This window comes from Burkholderia cenocepacia, assembly GCF_014211915.1.
GTDB classification, from domain to species: Bacteria; Pseudomonadota; Gammaproteobacteria; order Burkholderiales; family Burkholderiaceae; genus Burkholderia; species Burkholderia orbicola.
Window position 1 is genome coordinate 2,746,061 of the sequence record NZ_CP060039.1, and the last position, 14,392, is coordinate 2,760,452.

Below are 14,392 nucleotides of genomic sequence, written 5' to 3' on the forward strand. Positions count from 1 at the left end.
CTGCTGCGCCGCAGCAGGCTGAGCGCCGGTTGGACGCCTCCAGACGGAGGCGAGGTCCGGGCCATTTATTTATCCACGACGATCCAGCAGGCGCCTGCCGACCCGGCGAAAACGCCAGCCGCCCTGCTTCCGTTGCCCGCTTACGCTGTCGCCGTTTCCGGCCGCGCCTTCGCGAACGGACGGAACATCGTCGCGATCAGGAACGCGCCGAGCCCGATCGCGAACGAGCCGAGGTACAGCCAGCCGTAGCTGCCGAACGCATCGACGATCAGCCCGCCGGCGACCGGGCCCGCGGCCATCCCGAGGCTGCCGGCCATCGCGCAGCCGCCGATCACGGTGCCCATCATCCGCAGCGGAAAGTTCTCGCGCGCGAGCACCGAATACAGCGGCATCACGCCCGCATAGATGAAGCCGAACAGCGTCGCGACCGCGTAGAAGCCGTCGAGCGTGCGCACGAAGTAGTAGCCGAGCGCGCCGAGCGCCTGTGCGAGCAGCCCCGCCACCAGCATGCGCTTCGCGCCGAGGCGATCGCCGAGGACCCCGAACGCGATCCGGCCGCCCATGCCCGCCAGCCCTTCGACGCTGTAGATCGACACCGCGACGATCAGCGGAATCCCGCAGGTCACCGCGTAGCTGACCGTATGGAAGATCGGGCCCGAATGGGTCGCGCAGCAGAAGAAATTGGTCAGCACCAACACCATGAACTGCGGCGAACGCAGCGCATCCGCCACCGACATCGCGGCAGGCGCGCCGGCCGACGCAGGCGCAGGCGCCGCGTGGGCGGATGCAGGATCGAGCGCGGGCGCCCGGCGCACCAGCAGCGACACCGGGATCATCACGACGGCCGCCAGCGCGGCGATCAGCAGCATCGACGCGCGCCAGTCGCGCACCGACACGAGCCAGGCGGCCAGCGGCGCCATTGTCATCGGCGCCATCCCCATGCCGGCCGACACGAGCGATACCGCGAGGCTGCGGTGCGTGTCGAACCAGCCGGTCACGCACGCCATCATCGGCGCGAATATCGCGGCCGTCGCACTGCCCACGGCCAGGCCGAAGGTCAACTGGAACACGAGCAGCGACGGCGCGCGGCTCGCCAGCGCCAGGCTCGCCGACAACAGCACGGCGCCCGCGATGACGACCGGGCGCGTGCCGACGCGGTCCGACAGGCTGCCCCACGCCATGCTGGCGAACGCCATCGCGATGAAGCCGAGCGTCATCGCCGCGGAAATGCCGGTCATCGACCAGCCCGTATCGCGCGCGATGGACCGCAGGAACACCGGCAACGAGAACATCGCGCCGATCGCGACGCAGCCCATCAGGCCGCCCGCGGCGACGATCACCCAGCGGTATCGGGAATCCGGCATGTGGCGTGTCATGTGGCCCTCCTCGTTGGTTGCACCATTCGCGGAAAACCGGGTGATGAGCGCATGGCGCGGCGCCCCGCCCGGTCGATATCGATACGACGGGCGACGCAGCGGGAAATCGACATGCGCGGCGTATGGGCCGCGGATTTTTATTGTCGGCGATTCCACGCGGCTCGCAAGGGTCGGATCATCCGCTCACCCCGCTCCCGCTTTTCCGCAACGGGAAATTCGAAATCACAAATAGTTGGTTGGGGCGCGCAATGACGCTGGCTACACTCGCCCCATCTTGTCATAACAAGTTGACCGATGACCCCACCCAACGTCGTGCCGCTGTCCGCGGCCCCGCTCTACGTGCAGATCAAGGACACGCTGCGCGCGCGCATTCTCGACGGCACCTACGCGCCGCACAGCCGGATGCCGTCCGAGCACGAGCTCTGCGCGATGTTCGACGTCAGCCGCATCACGGTGCGCCAGGCGCTCGGCGACCTGCAGAAGGAAGGCCTGCTGTTCAAGCTGCACGGCAAGGGCACGTTCGTGTCGAAGCCGAAGGCGTTCCAGAACGTGACGTCGCTGCAGGGTTTTGCCGAGGCGATGTCGTCGATGGGCTACGAGATCGTCAACCAGTTGCGCAGCCTGCGCACCGTGAAGGCCGATCGCCATCTCGCGACGAAGCTGAACGTGCAGGAAGGCGCGCCGCTCGTCGAGATCCATCGCGTGCGGCTGCTGAACCGCGAACCCGTGTCGCTCGAACAGACCTGGGTGCCCGAAGCGCTCGGCAAGCGCCTCGCGGGCGCCGATCTCGCGACCCGCGACATCTTCCTGATCCTCGAGAACGACTGCGGCATCCCGCTCGGCCATGCCGACGTGTCGATCGACGCGATCCTCGCGGACGACGAAATCGTCGACGCGCTGCACGTCGAGGAAAGCAGCCCCGTGCTGCGCATCGAGCGCCTCACGCACGACGCGTCGGGTGCGCCGATCGACTACGAATACCTCTACTTCCGCGGCGACGCCTTCCAGTACCGGTTGCGCGTCGACCGGCAAAAGGCGCGCAAACCTGCAAGGAGCCCGCGATGAATACCCATGTGCACGAATACGACGTCGTCGTGGTCGGCGGCGGCACGGCCGGCCCGATGGCCGCCATCAAGGCGAAGGAGCGCGATCCGTCGCTGCGCGTGCTGCTGCTCGAGAAGGCCAACGTGAAACGCAGCGGCGCGATCTCGATGGGGATGGACGGCCTGAACAACGCGGTGATCCCCGGTCATGCGACGCCCGAGCAATACACGCGCGAGATCACGATCGCCAACGACGGGATCGTCGACCAGGAAGCCGTGTACGCGTATGCGACGCACAGCTTCACGACGATCGAGCAGCTCGACCGCTGGGGCGTGAAGTTCGAGAAGGACGGCACCGGCGACTACGCGGTGAAGAAGGTCCATCACATGGGCTCGTACGTGCTGCCGATGCCGGAGGGCCACGACATCAAGAAAGTGCTGTACCGGCAACTGAAGCGCGCACGCATCGCGATCACGAACCGGATCGTCGCGACGCGCGTGCTGACCGACGCGCAGGGGCGCGCGAGCGGCGTGCTCGGTTTCGATTGCCGCACCGCCGACTTCCACGTGATCCGCGCGAAGGCCGTGATCCTCTGCTGCGGCGCGGCCGGCCGTCTCGGGCTGCCGGCATCGGGCTACCTGATGGGCACGTACGAGAACCCGACCAACGCGGGTGACGGCTACGCGATGGCCTATCACGCGGGTGCCGCGCTCGCGAACCTCGAATGCTTCCAGATCAATCCGCTGATCAAGGATTACAACGGCCCGGCGTGCGCGTACGTGACGGGGCCGCTCGGCGGCTTCACCGCGAACGGCAAGGGTGAACGCTTCATCGAATGCGACTACTGGAGCGGCCAGATGATGTGGGAGTTCTACCAGGAACTGCAGAGCGGCAACGGCCCCGTGTTCCTGAAGCTCGACCATCTCGCGGAAGAAACGATCCGGACCATCGAGCAGATCCTGCATACCAACGAACGGCCCAGCCGCGGCCGCTTCCATGCGGGGCGCGGCACCGACTACCGCAGCCAGATGGTCGAGATGCACATCTCCGAGATCGGCTTCTGCAGCGGCCACAGCGCGTCGGGCGTGTACGTGAACGCACGTGCCGAGACGACCGTGCCGGGGCTTTACGCGGCCGGCGACATGGCGGCCGTCCCGCACAACTACATGCTCGGGGCATTCACGTACGGCTGGTTCGCCGGGCAAAACGCAGCCGACTACGTGGCCGGCCGCGACCACGCGCCGGTGGACGACCAACAGATCGACGCCGAGCGCACCCGCGTGCTCGCACCGCTGCTGCGCGAACGCGGGCTGGCGCCGGCGCAGGTCGAGTACAAGCTGCGCCGGATGGTGAACGACTACCTGCAACCGCCGAAGGTGACGCGCAAGATGGAGATCGGGCTGCAACGTTTTGACGGAATTATTGAGGATATCGAAGAAATCAAGGCCGACAATCCGCACGAACTGATGCGTGCGGCCGAAGTGCGCGCGATCCGCGATTGCGCCGAAATGGCCGCGCGCGCGTCGCTGTTCCGCACCGAAAGCCGCTGGGGGCTGTACCACCATCGCGTCGATTTTCCGCACCGCAACGACGCGGAATGGTTCTGCCACACGTGGTTGCGCAAGGATACCGCAGGCGCGATGCGCAGCGAGAAGCGGCCGGTCGAACCGTACGTCGTGCCGCTCGCCGACGACGAACGCGGCGCCTACGCGCAGTTGCGCATCCGCGAACCGGCCGCGCTCGCGGCCGCCCTTTGAGGAACCTTGCCATGTCCCATACCCCGCACGACATCTTCCAGCGCAGCAGCGCGCCCGTGACGATCGACGAGTCGCTGTGCATCGCCGACAAGGGCTGCACCGTGTGCGTCGACGTGTGCCCGCTCGACCTGCTCGCGATCGACGTCACCAAGGGCAAGGCCTACATGCAGTTCGACGAATGCTGGTACTGCATGCCGTGCGAACGCGACTGCCCGACCGGCGCGGTCAAGGTCGACATTCCTTACCTGCTGCGCTGACGCGGCGCGGCGCGGCGCCCACCAAGGATCGTGCCGGCCATTTTAACGGTGGAATGCCGCTGTCAAACAGCGGCGCTCCTTTCCTCCCCGTCCTGAAGGGCCGGGTTTCTCGGAGCAACTGATGAAAACAACGCTACGGATGTTTCGCCTGCTCACCGCGTCGCTCGCGGTCGCGGCCACCGGTTTCGCGCATGCGGAGACGATCCGCGTCGCGATCGGCACACAGGACACGACGATCAACTGCGCGACCGGCGGCCTGCTGATCCGTGAACTGCATCTGCTCGACAAGTACCTGCCGCGCACCGGCAAGTACCAGGACGTGAAATACGACGTGCAGTGGAAGGATTTCACGTCCGGCGCGCCGCTCACCAACGAGATGGTCGCCGGCAAGCTCGACTTCGGCGCGATGGCCGATTTCCCCGGTGCCTTGAACGGCGCGGCGTTCCGCAAGGCCGGCCGCAAGAGCGTGTTCATCACCGTGCTCGACGGCAGCATCGACGGCAGCGGCAACGGGATCGTCGTCCCGTCGAATTCGACGGTGCGCGGGCTGGCCGACCTCAAGGGCAAGACGATCTCGGTGCCGTTCGCATCGACCGCGCACGGCATGCTGCTGCGCGCGATCAAGGCCCAGGGCTGGAACCCCGACACCGACGTGAACATCGTCACGCAGGCGCCCGAAGTGGCCGGCAGCGCGCTGAAGGCGAACAAGATCGACGCGCATGCGGATTTCGTGCCGTTCGCCGACCTGTTCCCGTACCGCGGCATCGCGCGCAAGATCTACGACGGCGCGCAGACCCACGCGCCGACCTTCCACGGCGCGCTCGTCGATGCGGACTACGCGCAGCGCTATCCGGAAATCGTCGTGGCCTATCTGCGTGCCGCGATCGAAGCGAACCGCCTGCTCGCGCAGAACCCGGAAAAGTACAGCCTGCTGATCGAGAAGGTCACCGGCATCGAGGCGCCGGTCGACTACCTGTATCACGGGCCGCTCGGCATCCAGACCCGCGACCTGACGTGGAAGCCCGAATACCGGCAAGCGGTCGCGACGGCGATCGATACGCTGAAGCTGCTGAAGAAGACCGACTCCGCGCCCGATCCCGCGACGTTCGTCGACGACCGCTATATCCGCGCGGCGTTCAAGGCGTCCGGGCTCGATTACGACGCGGCGTTGAAACACTACGGCAAGCAGCCGCTCGTCGCGAACGATGCGACGACCGGCAAGCCGATCCGCGATTTCAACGACGTCGCGCAAGTGTGGCTCACCAGCGACGAACCGGTACGCAACTACGCGAGCCCCACCGCCGCGTTCGTGGCGCTCGGCAAACTCGGCCCGTCCGCGAAGGTGCGGGCGGTGTTCGTGCACGACCATGCGAGCGGCCTGAAGCTGTTCGCCGACCAGGCGTGGTACGTGAAGGACGCACACGGCGTGCTCACCGCGTTCCTGTTGAAGTCGGGCGCCGACGCGTACGCGCAGCAGGTATCGGGCGCGGTGGTCGACTACGCGGCCGCGAAGACCGTCACCGCGCAGGCGCTCGCCGCCCGCTGAACGTCGCGCGCCTTTCCCCTTCCATTCGTCGACACCGGACTTCCGCATGGCTGCCACCCTCGACCTCGTCAAACGCCGTCTCGCCGACGCACCGCGCAGCGGTGACACCCGCTCGCCGCATTCCGCCGCGCGCCGCCGCTCGACCCCGATGCGCCGCCGCGCATGGCGCATCGCGTCGCTCGCCGCCTGCATCGCGCTGTGGCAGGCCGCTGTTCACTGGCGGCTGTCGCTCGGCATCGTCACGTTCGCGAACGTGCCCGCGCCGGCCGACGTCGGCCCCGCGCTGGCAGCGTTCCTGCAATCGCCGAAGCTGCCGATGCACCTGTTCGCGAGCATCACGCGCGTGCTGGCCGGCTTCGTCGCGGCGGCGGTCGCCGGCATCGGCCTCGGGCTCGCGATCGGCCGCTATCGCGCGCTCGAGGACACGCTGCTGCCGCCGCTCGAGATGCTGCGGCCGATTCCGGCCGTCGCGTGGATTCCGCTCGCGATCCTGATGTTCCCGTCGTCCGAGCTGAGCATGATGTTCATCACGTTCGTCGGCGCGCTGTTCCCGATCCTGCTCAATACCGTGCATGGCGCCGAAGCCGTCGACCCGCGACTCGTCGCGACCGCGCGCAGCCTCGGCACGCGCGGCCTCGCGCTCTATGCGGAAGTGATCCTGCCCGGCGCCGCGCCATCGATCTTCACGGGCCTGTCGATCGGAATGGGCACCGCGTGGTTCTGCCTCGTCACGGCCGAGATGATCGCGGGCCAGTACGGGATCGGCTATTTCACGTGGGAATCCTATACGTTGCAGAACTACCCGGACATCGTGGTCGGCATGGCGCTAATCGGCCTGCTCGGGATGGGCAGCAGCCTGCTCGTCAAGCGTATCGGCGCGGCGCTCACGCCGTGGTACGCACCGCGTGGAGGCCGATCATGAGTACGCCGGACATTGCGTCGCCCGCGCCCGGCCGTATCGGCGTGCGCGCGCTGACGATCGAACTCGGCCCGCCGCATGCGCGCTTCGCGGCGCTCGATACGCTCGACGTCGACATCTCACCCGGCGAATTCGTCTGCGTGCTCGGGCCGTCCGGCTGCGGGAAATCGACGCTGCTCGGCGCGCTCGCCGGCCACGTCGCGGCCACGCATGGCGAGATCATGGTCGACGGCGAACGCGTCGACCGCCCGCATCCCGATCGCGGGCTCGTGTTCCAGCAGCACACGCTGTTTCCGTGGAAGCGCGTGATCGACAACGTCGCGTTCGGCCTGAAGATGAAAGGCGTGCCCGCGCGGGAGCGCCGCCGCGAAGCGGCCGAACTGCTCGAACTCGTCGGGCTCGGCGGCTTCGGCGCGCACTATCCCGCGCAGCTTTCCGGCGGCATGCAGCAGCGCGTCGAGATCGCCCGCGTGCTGATCAACCGGCCGCGCGTGCTGCTGATGGACGAGCCGTTCGGCGCGCTCGACGCGCAGACGCGCCGGATGATGCAGACGCTGCTGCTCGACATCTGGTCGCGCATCGGCACGACCGTGCTGTTCGTCACGCACGACATCGAGGAAGCGCTGTTTCTCGGCGACCGCATCCTGATGCTGTCGCCGCGGCCCGCGCGCATCGTCGCCGATATCCGCGTGCCGCTCGCGCGGCCGCGCACCGACGACAGCACGACCGAGCCCGCGTTCGTCGACATCAAACGCCGCTGCCTCGCGCTGTTGCGCGACGCCGCCTGAACGCACGTGCCCGCCCATTCACCGCACCGACTCTTTCCCATGACCGCTTCTTCCTCCGCTTTCCCGCTGCCCGGCGTGCCGGCCGCCGATCACGCCGATCATGCCGCGCTCGTCGCGCGCCTCGCCGCGGCCGACGCATCGGTGCGCCGCATCGCGCTGCTCGAACTCGCCGATCTCGAAGCGCCCGAACTCGTGCCGTCGTTCATCGCGGCGCTGCGCGACGACCCGTCGGCCGACGTGCGCAGCGAGGCCGCGCGCGTGCTCGACGCATGGGAGCAGCCCGAGGTCGTCGACGCGCTGTGCCACGCGCTGCTCGATCCGGACGACGGCGTGCGCGCCACCGCCGCGCAAAGCCTGTCCGAACTGAAGGACACGGCATCGGGCGCCGTGCTGTGCCGCTGGGCCGATCGGCCGGAGCCGTTCGTGCGCGGCGCCGTGCTGCGCGGCTTGCGCGAGTTGCGCGACCCCGACGCGTTCGCGCCCGCGCTGCGCGCGCTCGACGCGAGCGCCGCTGCCGTCCGCGCCGAGGCGGTCGTCGTGCTCGGCTGGCTCAAGGACGGCCGCGCGCTGCCGCCGCTCGCCCGCGTCGCGACCGCGGACGCCGACGCGGACGTGCGGCGCGCCGCGGTCGGCGCGATCGGGTTTGCGGCGGCGGGCGACACCGCCGTCGTCACCGCGTTGCTCGCGGCGCTGCGTGACGCCGAGTGGCAGGTGCGCGAGGAAGCCGCCAGCACGCTCGGCAAGCTGCGCATCACCGTTGCGCGCGACCCGCTCGTCGCCGCGCTCGACGACGATTACTGGCAAGTGCGCGTGCGTGCCGTCCGCGCGCTGGGCCAATTGCGCGATGCGGCCGCGGCGTCGGCCGTCGTCGCGCTGCTCTCGCATGCGATCAGCAATCTGCGCAAGGAAGCCGCGCTCGCGCTCGGCGAATTGCGCGACCGGGCGACGCTGCCCGCGCTGCACGACGCACTCGACGATCGCGACCCCGAAGTCCGCAAGGCCGTGCGGATCGCGATCGGACAGATCGACGAGGCGTCGCGATGATCGCGCCGACCGAAATCGCACTCGATCACCCGGCACGTGCACTGACGCTGCGCTGGCCCGATGGCGCGACGCAACGTATCGACTATGTGCAATTGCGCGGCAGTTGTCCGTGCGCGGAATGCCGAAAGATCCGGCTCGACGGCGGCCAGGTCGACGCGCGGCCCGGCCTGACGCTCGACGGCGTCGAGGCGCTCGGCTACGGCGTGCGCCTTCTGTTCGGCGACGGCCACGCACGCGGCATTTATCCGTGGCCGTACCTGGCGGACCTCGCGTAGCGATGATGACGCGGCTTTCGCGCTCGCGCGGGCCGGATGGCAGACGTGCGAAAACGCTGCGATACTGACGCCCACGATCATCGCCACCTACCGTGGGAGCCGCACCATGCAAACCGCAGTCGGATTCATCGGTCTCGGCGTGATGGGCACGCCGATGGCGCTCAATCTCGCGCGGGCCGGCACGCCGCTCGTCGCGTGGAGCCGTTCGCACGGCAGCGACGACGCGCTGCGCGACGCCGGCGCACGCGTGGCCGAAAACGTCGACGACGTGTTCGCGTCCTGCCGCACCGTGATCCTGATGCTCGCGAACGACGCGGCAATCGATGCCGTCCTCGCGCGCGGCACGCCCGGTTTTGCCGCCCGGGTCGGCGGACACACGATCGTCAACATGGGCACGAATGCGCCCGAATACTCTCGCGCACTCGCCGACGAAATCGCCGCCGCATCGGGCCGCTACGTCGAGGCGCCCGTGTCGGGCTCGCGCAAGCCGGCCGAAGCCGGTCAACTCGTCGTGATGCTGGCCGGCGCGCCGGAGGACGTCGACGCCGTACGCGCGCTGGTGAAGCCGCTGTGCCGCGACAGCTTCGTATGCGGCGACGTGCCGTCGGCGCTGACGATGAAGCTCGCCGTCAACCTGTTCCTGATCACGATGGTCACCGGTCTCACCGAAGCCACGCACTTCGCGCAACGCCACGGTATCGACCTTGCACGCTTCGCCGACGTGCTGAATGCCGGCCCGATGGCCAGCGACGTGTCGCGCGTGAAGCTCGGCAAGCTCGTCGCGGAAGATTTCTCGGTGCAGGCCGCGATCACCGACGTGCTGAAGAATGCGCGCCTCGTCGCCGAATCGGCACGCAGCATCGGCATCGCGTCGCCGCTGCTCGACATCTGCCATGCGCTTTACGGCGAAACCGAGCAGGCCGGACATGGCGAGGACGACATGGTCGCTGTGATCCGCGCGATCGAACGGCGTACCGGGGACGCGCGATGAGCCGCGTGCACGTAGTACCCGCGTTCGTTCGAACCGACAGGTAGGCGCGACCATGTCCGCAACCGGCATGTCCGCAACCGGCAACGCTACACCCTTGCGCCCCGTTCCCGCCGTGATCGGCATCGTGCTGCGCGAACGCGACGTGCTGCTCGTGCGCCGCGCGAATCCACCCGATGCAGGCTGCTGGGGCTTCCCCGGCGGCAAGATCGAGCCGGGCGAGCCGCTCGCGGATGCGGTCGTGCGCGAAATCGCGGAAGAAACGACGGTCGACGTGGAAGCGCTCGACGCCTTTACCGCGCTGGACGCGTTCGATTACGATGCGCACGGCGCCGTGCGCCAGCATTTCGTCATGGTCGCCGTGCTGTGCAGATGGCTGCGCGGCACGCCGGCCGCCGGCGACGATGCGCTCGACGCGCGCTGGTTCGACATCGACGAACTCGACCGCGACGATTTGCCGATGAGCGCCGGCGTGCGCGACGTCGCGCGGCGAGCGATCGAGCGAGCGGCGGTGCCAGGCAACGCGCGATCGCCATCCGGCTGACACACCGCTGTCGCTTGCGCATCACCGCGACGCGTTCGCTCCGTCACGACGCCCGCTACCCGCCGAGCGCGGGATCACCACCCGTCAAACCATGATCAGAATCCGACAATCCACCGAGGCCGACGGCACATACGTGCTGGACATCTGGCGCAACGCCGTCGATGCCACGCATCACTTCCTGAGCGACGACGACCGTCGCGCGATCGAATCCGAAGTCGTCGCATTTCTGCCGGGCGCGCCGCTCGATCTAGCCGTCGACGAGACCGATCGTCCGATCGGCTTCATGCTGCTCGACGGCGGCCACATGGAAGCGCTGTTCGTCGATCCCGCCCACCATGGTGCGGGTGTCGGGCGGCGGCTGGTCGAGGAAGCGCTCAAGCGCCATCCCAACTTGTCGACCGACGTCAACGAACAGAACGAGGCGGCTGCGGGATTTTATGAACGGCTCGGATTCGAGCGCTGCGGGAGATCGGCACTGGATGGACAAGGTCGGCCTTATCCGCTGATTCACCTTCGTTATCGCGGTGGCGATCGGGACTGAGCCGGCGCCCCGACGAGAACGGGACGCTGTACCGGCCCGGTCCGGATGCGCTGAAACGGCACCGCCCTCACGGCATCGCGATCATCCCGACGAGTTGCCGGTCGTCAACGGCCAGCGCCCCAACACGTCGTAGTGCGACTTGCCGAGCCAGCTATCGATCAGGACGAAGTCGAACACGGTCCAGGTAATCGGCTCGATCCGATACCCATCGGGCCTCTGTGCGCCATACAGCAGCGTCACGTGCGGGGTGAAACTCGAGGGGAAAACAGGCACGCTTACCCTTTTCAACGCGTCTCGCAACTGCCGCCGAAAATCGATCAAGTCTTCCAGACCGGCCTTCCCCGTCAGCACCAGCGGCTGACGACCGGACCGCCTGTTGAAGCTGATGATCTTGTCGAACCTCACGGAGAAAGACGGCACTTCCATGCGATCCGCGACCGCGCGGGCCCGTGCAAGCGTAGCGCCCGGCACGTAAGCGAAGTCGCCTAGCGAGCCCAGCGTGATGTGCAGACGCTCGGTGCCCACCGGACTGTCCTTCTGCTGCTGCAAGCTTTTGGCGATTCCGGCAATGCGCGCGGCCGTGGCCGTATCCGGCATCACGGCGAAAAAGAAGCGGTGCACGGGAACCGGCGGCGGCGCATCGAATCCGGGTAGCGTCAGTTGAGTCACGGCAGCATGTCCGACTGGCGTGGAGCGAAATTTCATTATCGTCAATCGGTAGCCTGCTCGCTCGCCGCTCACCGCTAGACGAATCCGCCGTTCACACGCCTGAAGATGCTACCCTCTCGGCCAAACTCGACACCCTCTGATGACGCCCCCGAATTCAACCATGCAAACCGTCGCGGTACTGGACTTCGAAACAACCGGCCTGTCGCCGAATCTGGGCGACCGTGCAACCGAAATTGCCGTCATCCTGCTGCGCGACGGGCAGGTCGTCGACCGTTTCCAGAGCTTGATGAATGCCGGCCGACGCATCCCGTCCGATGTCGTTGCGCTCACCGGCATCACGAACGACATGATCGCGACGGCGCCGCCGGCGTCCGAAGTCATGAAGGAAGCGGCGGCGTTCGTCGGCAAACATGCGGTCGTCGCCCACAACGCCGGTTTCGACAAACGCTTCTGGCAGTCGGAACTCGGGATGCTCGGCATGTCGGCCGACCATGCGTTTGCGTGCACGATGCTGGTGGCGAGACGGATCTACCCGGACGCCCGGAGTCACCGCCTGTCGAGCCTGGCCGAGATGCTGCGGCTGCCGCAAACGGGCCGTGCGCACCGCGCGATGGTCGATGCGGAGATGGCCGGCCATCTGTGGTGCCGGTTGCAGCAGGATATTTCGCGGACTTACGGGCTGGACCGGATCGATCACGCGTTGATGTCGCGGGTTCAGGTGACGACCAAGGCGAAAGTGCCGATGTATTTGCGGTCGCTCGGGCGGGGGCATGCGTGACGCATCCCGTCCAGGGACGACAATACGGCGCTGCCTGACCAACCGCACGCGTTAACGCAAAACGGCCTGGCAATTGCCAGGCCGCTTCTTGTCCCGCGTGAGCCGGGGCAGCACGCCACCGAACCGGCAATCCGCTTGCGAACTATCGCGACATCGACCGATGCGCGACGACACGAGCGGAATCGAACGCCGATTCAGCCGGCATACTCACTCCCACTCGATCGTCGCCGGCGGCTTCCCCGAGATGTCGTACACGACCCGATTGATCCCGCGCACTTCGTTGATGATGCGATTCGACGCGCGACCGAGCAGCGCATACGGCAGATGCGCCCAATGCGCGGTCATGAAGTCGGTCGTCTGCACCGCGCGCAGCGACGTCACGTAGTCGTATGTCCGCCCATCGCCCATCACGCCGACCGACTTGACCGGCAGAAACACCGCGAACGCCTGGCTCGTCAGGTCGTACCAGCTCTTGCCGACATCGGCCTCGCCGCACAGGCCGGCAGCCGCATCCTGCGCGGTCGCGGTCGTGTTGCGCAGTTCCTCGATGAAGATCGCGTCCGCGCGGCGCAGCAGCTCCGCGTATTCGCGCTTCACTTCGCCGAGAATCCGCACGCCGAGGCCCGGGCCCGGGAACGGATGGCGGTACACCATCTCCGGCGGCAGACCGAGCGCGACACCCAGCTCGCGCACTTCGTCCTTGAACAGGTCGCGCAGCGGCTCGAGCAGCTTCAGGCCGAGCGTTTCCGGCAGGCCACCGACGTTGTGGTGGCTCTTGATCGTCGTCGCCTTCTTCGTCTTCGTGCCGCCCGATTCGACCACGTCCGGGTAGATCGTGCCCTGCGCGAGCCACTTCGCCTTCGACAGCTTCTTCGCCTCGGCCTGGAACACCTCGACGAACTCGCGGCCGATGATCTTGCGCTTCGCTTCCGGATCGGTCACGCCGGCCAGATGGCCGAGGAACTGGTCGGACGCATCCACGTGCACGACCTTCGCATGCAGGCGGCCCTCGAACATGTCGAGCACCATCTTGCCTTCGTTCAGGCGCAGCAAGCCGTGGTCGACGAACACGCAGGTCAGCTGATCGCCGATCGCGCGATGGATCAGCGCGGCCGCAACGCTCGAATCGACGCCGCCCGACAGGCCGAGAATCACTTCCTCGTCACCGACCTGCTCGCGGATCTTCGCGACGGCTTCCTCGATGTGGTTCTTCATGATCCAGTCGGGCTTCGCACCGGCGATCTGCAGCACGAAGCGCTCGATGATCTGGCGGCCCTTCACCGTGTGCGTGACTTCCGGGTGGAACTGCACCGCGTAGTAGCCGCGCGCCTCGTCGGCCATGCCGGCGATCGGGCAGCTCGGCGTCGACGCCATCAACGCGAAGCCCGGCGGCAACTCGGCCACCTTGTCGCCGTGGCTCATCCAGACCTTCAGCATCCCGTGGCCTTCGGCCGTCGTGAAATCCTCGATGCCGTCGAGCAGGCGCGTATGGCCGTGCGCACGCATTTCCGCGTAGCCGAATTCGCGATGGTCGCTCCACTCGACCTTGCCGCCGAGTTGCACGGCCATCGTCTGCATGCCGTAGCAGATGCCGAGCACCGGCACGCCGATATCCCACACGGCCTGCGGCGCGCGCAGTTGGTGGTCTTCGTACGTGCTCGCGTGGCTGCCCGACAGGATCACCGCCTTCGGCGCGAACTCGCGGACGAAGTCGTCGGACACATCGTTCGGATGGATTTCGCAGTAGACGTGCGCTTCACGCACGCGCCGTGCAATCAGTTGGGTGACTTGCGAACCGAAGTCGAGAATCAGGATTTTGTCGTGCATGGCTGCGGACGGGATGAAGAGAATAAGAAAAGCAGCGCA

15 protein-coding genes are annotated in these 14,392 nt (G+C 67.4%); 12 read left to right on the forward strand and 3 right to left on the reverse strand.

The annotated features are described in order from the left end of the window. Positions 1-140: 140 nt before the first annotated feature. On the reverse strand, positions 141-1,364 hold the full coding sequence (locus SY91_RS13035) for an MFS transporter (protein ID WP_124478272.1): 1,224 nt from the start codon (positions 1,362-1,364) through the stop codon (positions 141-143). A gap of 306 nt (positions 1,365-1,670) precedes the next feature. On the opposite strand from SY91_RS13035, the gene SY91_RS13040 reads away from it, so the two are divergent. From SY91_RS13040 to SY91_RS13090, 11 genes are all read left to right on the forward strand, one after another. Continuing rightward, complete coding sequence (locus tag SY91_RS13040; protein WP_124478261.1) at positions 1,671-2,441, forward strand: GntR family transcriptional regulator; 771 nt, start codon at positions 1,671-1,673, stop codon at positions 2,439-2,441. Further along, positions 2,438-4,177 (forward strand): fumarate reductase/succinate dehydrogenase flavoprotein subunit, encoded by a 1,740-nt coding sequence (locus tag SY91_RS13045; protein WP_124478262.1) that lies wholly within the window; start codon positions 2,438-2,440, stop codon positions 4,175-4,177. The genes SY91_RS13040 and SY91_RS13045 overlap by 4 nt, the downstream gene beginning before the upstream one ends. 11 nt (positions 4,178-4,188) lie before the next feature. Further along, the gene (locus SY91_RS13050; RefSeq protein WP_006478532.1) at positions 4,189-4,434 is read left to right on the forward strand and encodes a ferredoxin family protein; all 246 of its coding nucleotides are present in this window, start codon (positions 4,189-4,191) and stop codon (positions 4,432-4,434) included. Between the two features lie 121 nt (positions 4,435-4,555). Then, positions 4,556-5,980 carry an ABC transporter substrate-binding protein gene (locus SY91_RS13055; protein WP_124478263.1) on the forward strand — a complete coding sequence of 475 codons (1,425 nt, stop codon included), beginning with the start codon at positions 4,556-4,558 and terminating at the stop codon, positions 5,978-5,980. Positions 5,981-6,026: 46 nt separating this feature from the next. Then, on the forward strand, positions 6,027-6,902 hold the full coding sequence (locus SY91_RS13060) for an ABC transporter permease (RefSeq protein ID WP_006478530.1): 876 nt from the start codon (positions 6,027-6,029) through the stop codon (positions 6,900-6,902). After that, positions 6,899-7,687, forward strand: a complete 789-nt coding sequence (locus tag SY91_RS13065) for an ABC transporter ATP-binding protein (protein ID WP_034174700.1) — start codon at positions 6,899-6,901, stop codon at positions 7,685-7,687. The genes SY91_RS13060 and SY91_RS13065 overlap by 4 nt, the downstream gene beginning before the upstream one ends. Positions 7,688-7,726: 39 nt before the next feature. After that, positions 7,727-8,731, forward strand: a complete 1,005-nt coding sequence (locus SY91_RS13070; protein ID WP_034174530.1) for a HEAT repeat domain-containing protein — start codon at positions 7,727-7,729, stop codon at positions 8,729-8,731. Next, entirely contained in the window at positions 8,728-9,006 is a 279-nt protein-coding gene (locus SY91_RS13075; RefSeq protein ID WP_023478022.1) for a gamma-butyrobetaine hydroxylase-like domain-containing protein, read from the forward strand. The genes SY91_RS13070 and SY91_RS13075 overlap by 4 nt, the downstream gene beginning before the upstream one ends. A 79-nt stretch (positions 9,007-9,085) precedes the next feature. Further along, complete coding sequence (locus tag SY91_RS13080) at positions 9,086-9,997, forward strand: NAD(P)-dependent oxidoreductase (protein ID WP_343206893.1); 912 nt, start codon at positions 9,086-9,088, stop codon at positions 9,995-9,997. Positions 9,998-10,049: 52 nt separating this feature from the next. Continuing rightward, positions 10,050-10,538 carry an NUDIX hydrolase gene (locus SY91_RS13085; RefSeq protein WP_006478525.1) on the forward strand — a complete coding sequence of 163 codons (489 nt, stop codon included), beginning with the start codon at positions 10,050-10,052 and terminating at the stop codon, positions 10,536-10,538. A 91-nt stretch (positions 10,539-10,629) separates the two neighbouring features. Beyond that, a complete protein-coding gene (locus SY91_RS13090) occupies positions 10,630-11,079 on the forward strand; it encodes an acetyltransferase (RefSeq protein WP_006478524.1) in 450 nt (149 codons plus the stop codon). An 81-nt stretch (positions 11,080-11,160) separates the two neighbouring features. On the opposite strand, the gene SY91_RS13095 is transcribed toward SY91_RS13090, so the two are convergent. Continuing rightward, complete coding sequence (locus SY91_RS13095) at positions 11,161-11,784, reverse strand: 2'-5' RNA ligase family protein (protein ID WP_023478023.1); 624 nt, start codon at positions 11,782-11,784, stop codon at positions 11,161-11,163. Positions 11,785-11,908: 124 nt separating this feature from the next. Between SY91_RS13095 and SY91_RS13100 the strand changes: the two genes are divergently transcribed. Next, positions 11,909-12,526 carry a PolC-type DNA polymerase III gene (locus SY91_RS13100; RefSeq protein ID WP_023478024.1) on the forward strand — a complete coding sequence of 206 codons (618 nt, stop codon included), beginning with the start codon at positions 11,909-11,911 and terminating at the stop codon, positions 12,524-12,526. Positions 12,527-12,733: 207 nt separating this feature from the next. On the opposite strand, the gene guaA is transcribed toward SY91_RS13100, so the two are convergent. Further along, entirely contained in the window at positions 12,734-14,353 is a 1,620-nt protein-coding gene (guaA, locus tag SY91_RS13105; protein WP_023478025.1) for a glutamine-hydrolyzing GMP synthase, read from the reverse strand. Between the last annotated feature and the right edge of the window lie 39 nt (positions 14,354-14,392).

Coding starts and splice junctions, on each gene's coding strand:
- SY91_RS13035 (WP_124478272.1), bottom strand. CDS start 1,364: ATGCCGGATTCCCGATACCGCTGGGTGATCGTCGCCGCGGGCGGCCTG.
- SY91_RS13040 (WP_124478261.1), top strand. CDS start 1,671: ATGACCCCACCCAACGTCGTGCCGCTGTCCGCGGCCCCGCTCTACGTG.
- SY91_RS13045 (WP_124478262.1), top strand. CDS start 2,438: ATGAATACCCATGTGCACGAATACGACGTCGTCGTGGTCGGCGGCGGC.
- SY91_RS13050 (WP_006478532.1), top strand. CDS start 4,189: ATGTCCCATACCCCGCACGACATCTTCCAGCGCAGCAGCGCGCCCGTG.
- SY91_RS13055 (WP_124478263.1), top strand. CDS start 4,556: ATGAAAACAACGCTACGGATGTTTCGCCTGCTCACCGCGTCGCTCGCG.
- SY91_RS13060 (WP_006478530.1), top strand. CDS start 6,027: ATGGCTGCCACCCTCGACCTCGTCAAACGCCGTCTCGCCGACGCACCG.
- SY91_RS13065 (WP_034174700.1), top strand. CDS start 6,899: ATGAGTACGCCGGACATTGCGTCGCCCGCGCCCGGCCGTATCGGCGTG.
- SY91_RS13070 (WP_034174530.1), top strand. CDS start 7,727: ATGACCGCTTCTTCCTCCGCTTTCCCGCTGCCCGGCGTGCCGGCCGCC.
- SY91_RS13075 (WP_023478022.1), top strand. CDS start 8,728: ATGATCGCGCCGACCGAAATCGCACTCGATCACCCGGCACGTGCACTG.
- SY91_RS13085 (WP_006478525.1), top strand. CDS start 10,050: ATGTCCGCAACCGGCATGTCCGCAACCGGCAACGCTACACCCTTGCGC.
- SY91_RS13090 (WP_006478524.1), top strand. CDS start 10,630: ATGATCAGAATCCGACAATCCACCGAGGCCGACGGCACATACGTGCTG.
- SY91_RS13095 (WP_023478023.1), bottom strand. CDS start 11,784: ATGAAATTTCGCTCCACGCCAGTCGGACATGCTGCCGTGACTCAACTG.
- SY91_RS13100 (WP_023478024.1), top strand. CDS start 11,909: ATGCAAACCGTCGCGGTACTGGACTTCGAAACAACCGGCCTGTCGCCG.
- guaA (WP_023478025.1), bottom strand. CDS start 14,353: ATGCACGACAAAATCCTGATTCTCGACTTCGGTTCGCAAGTCACCCAA.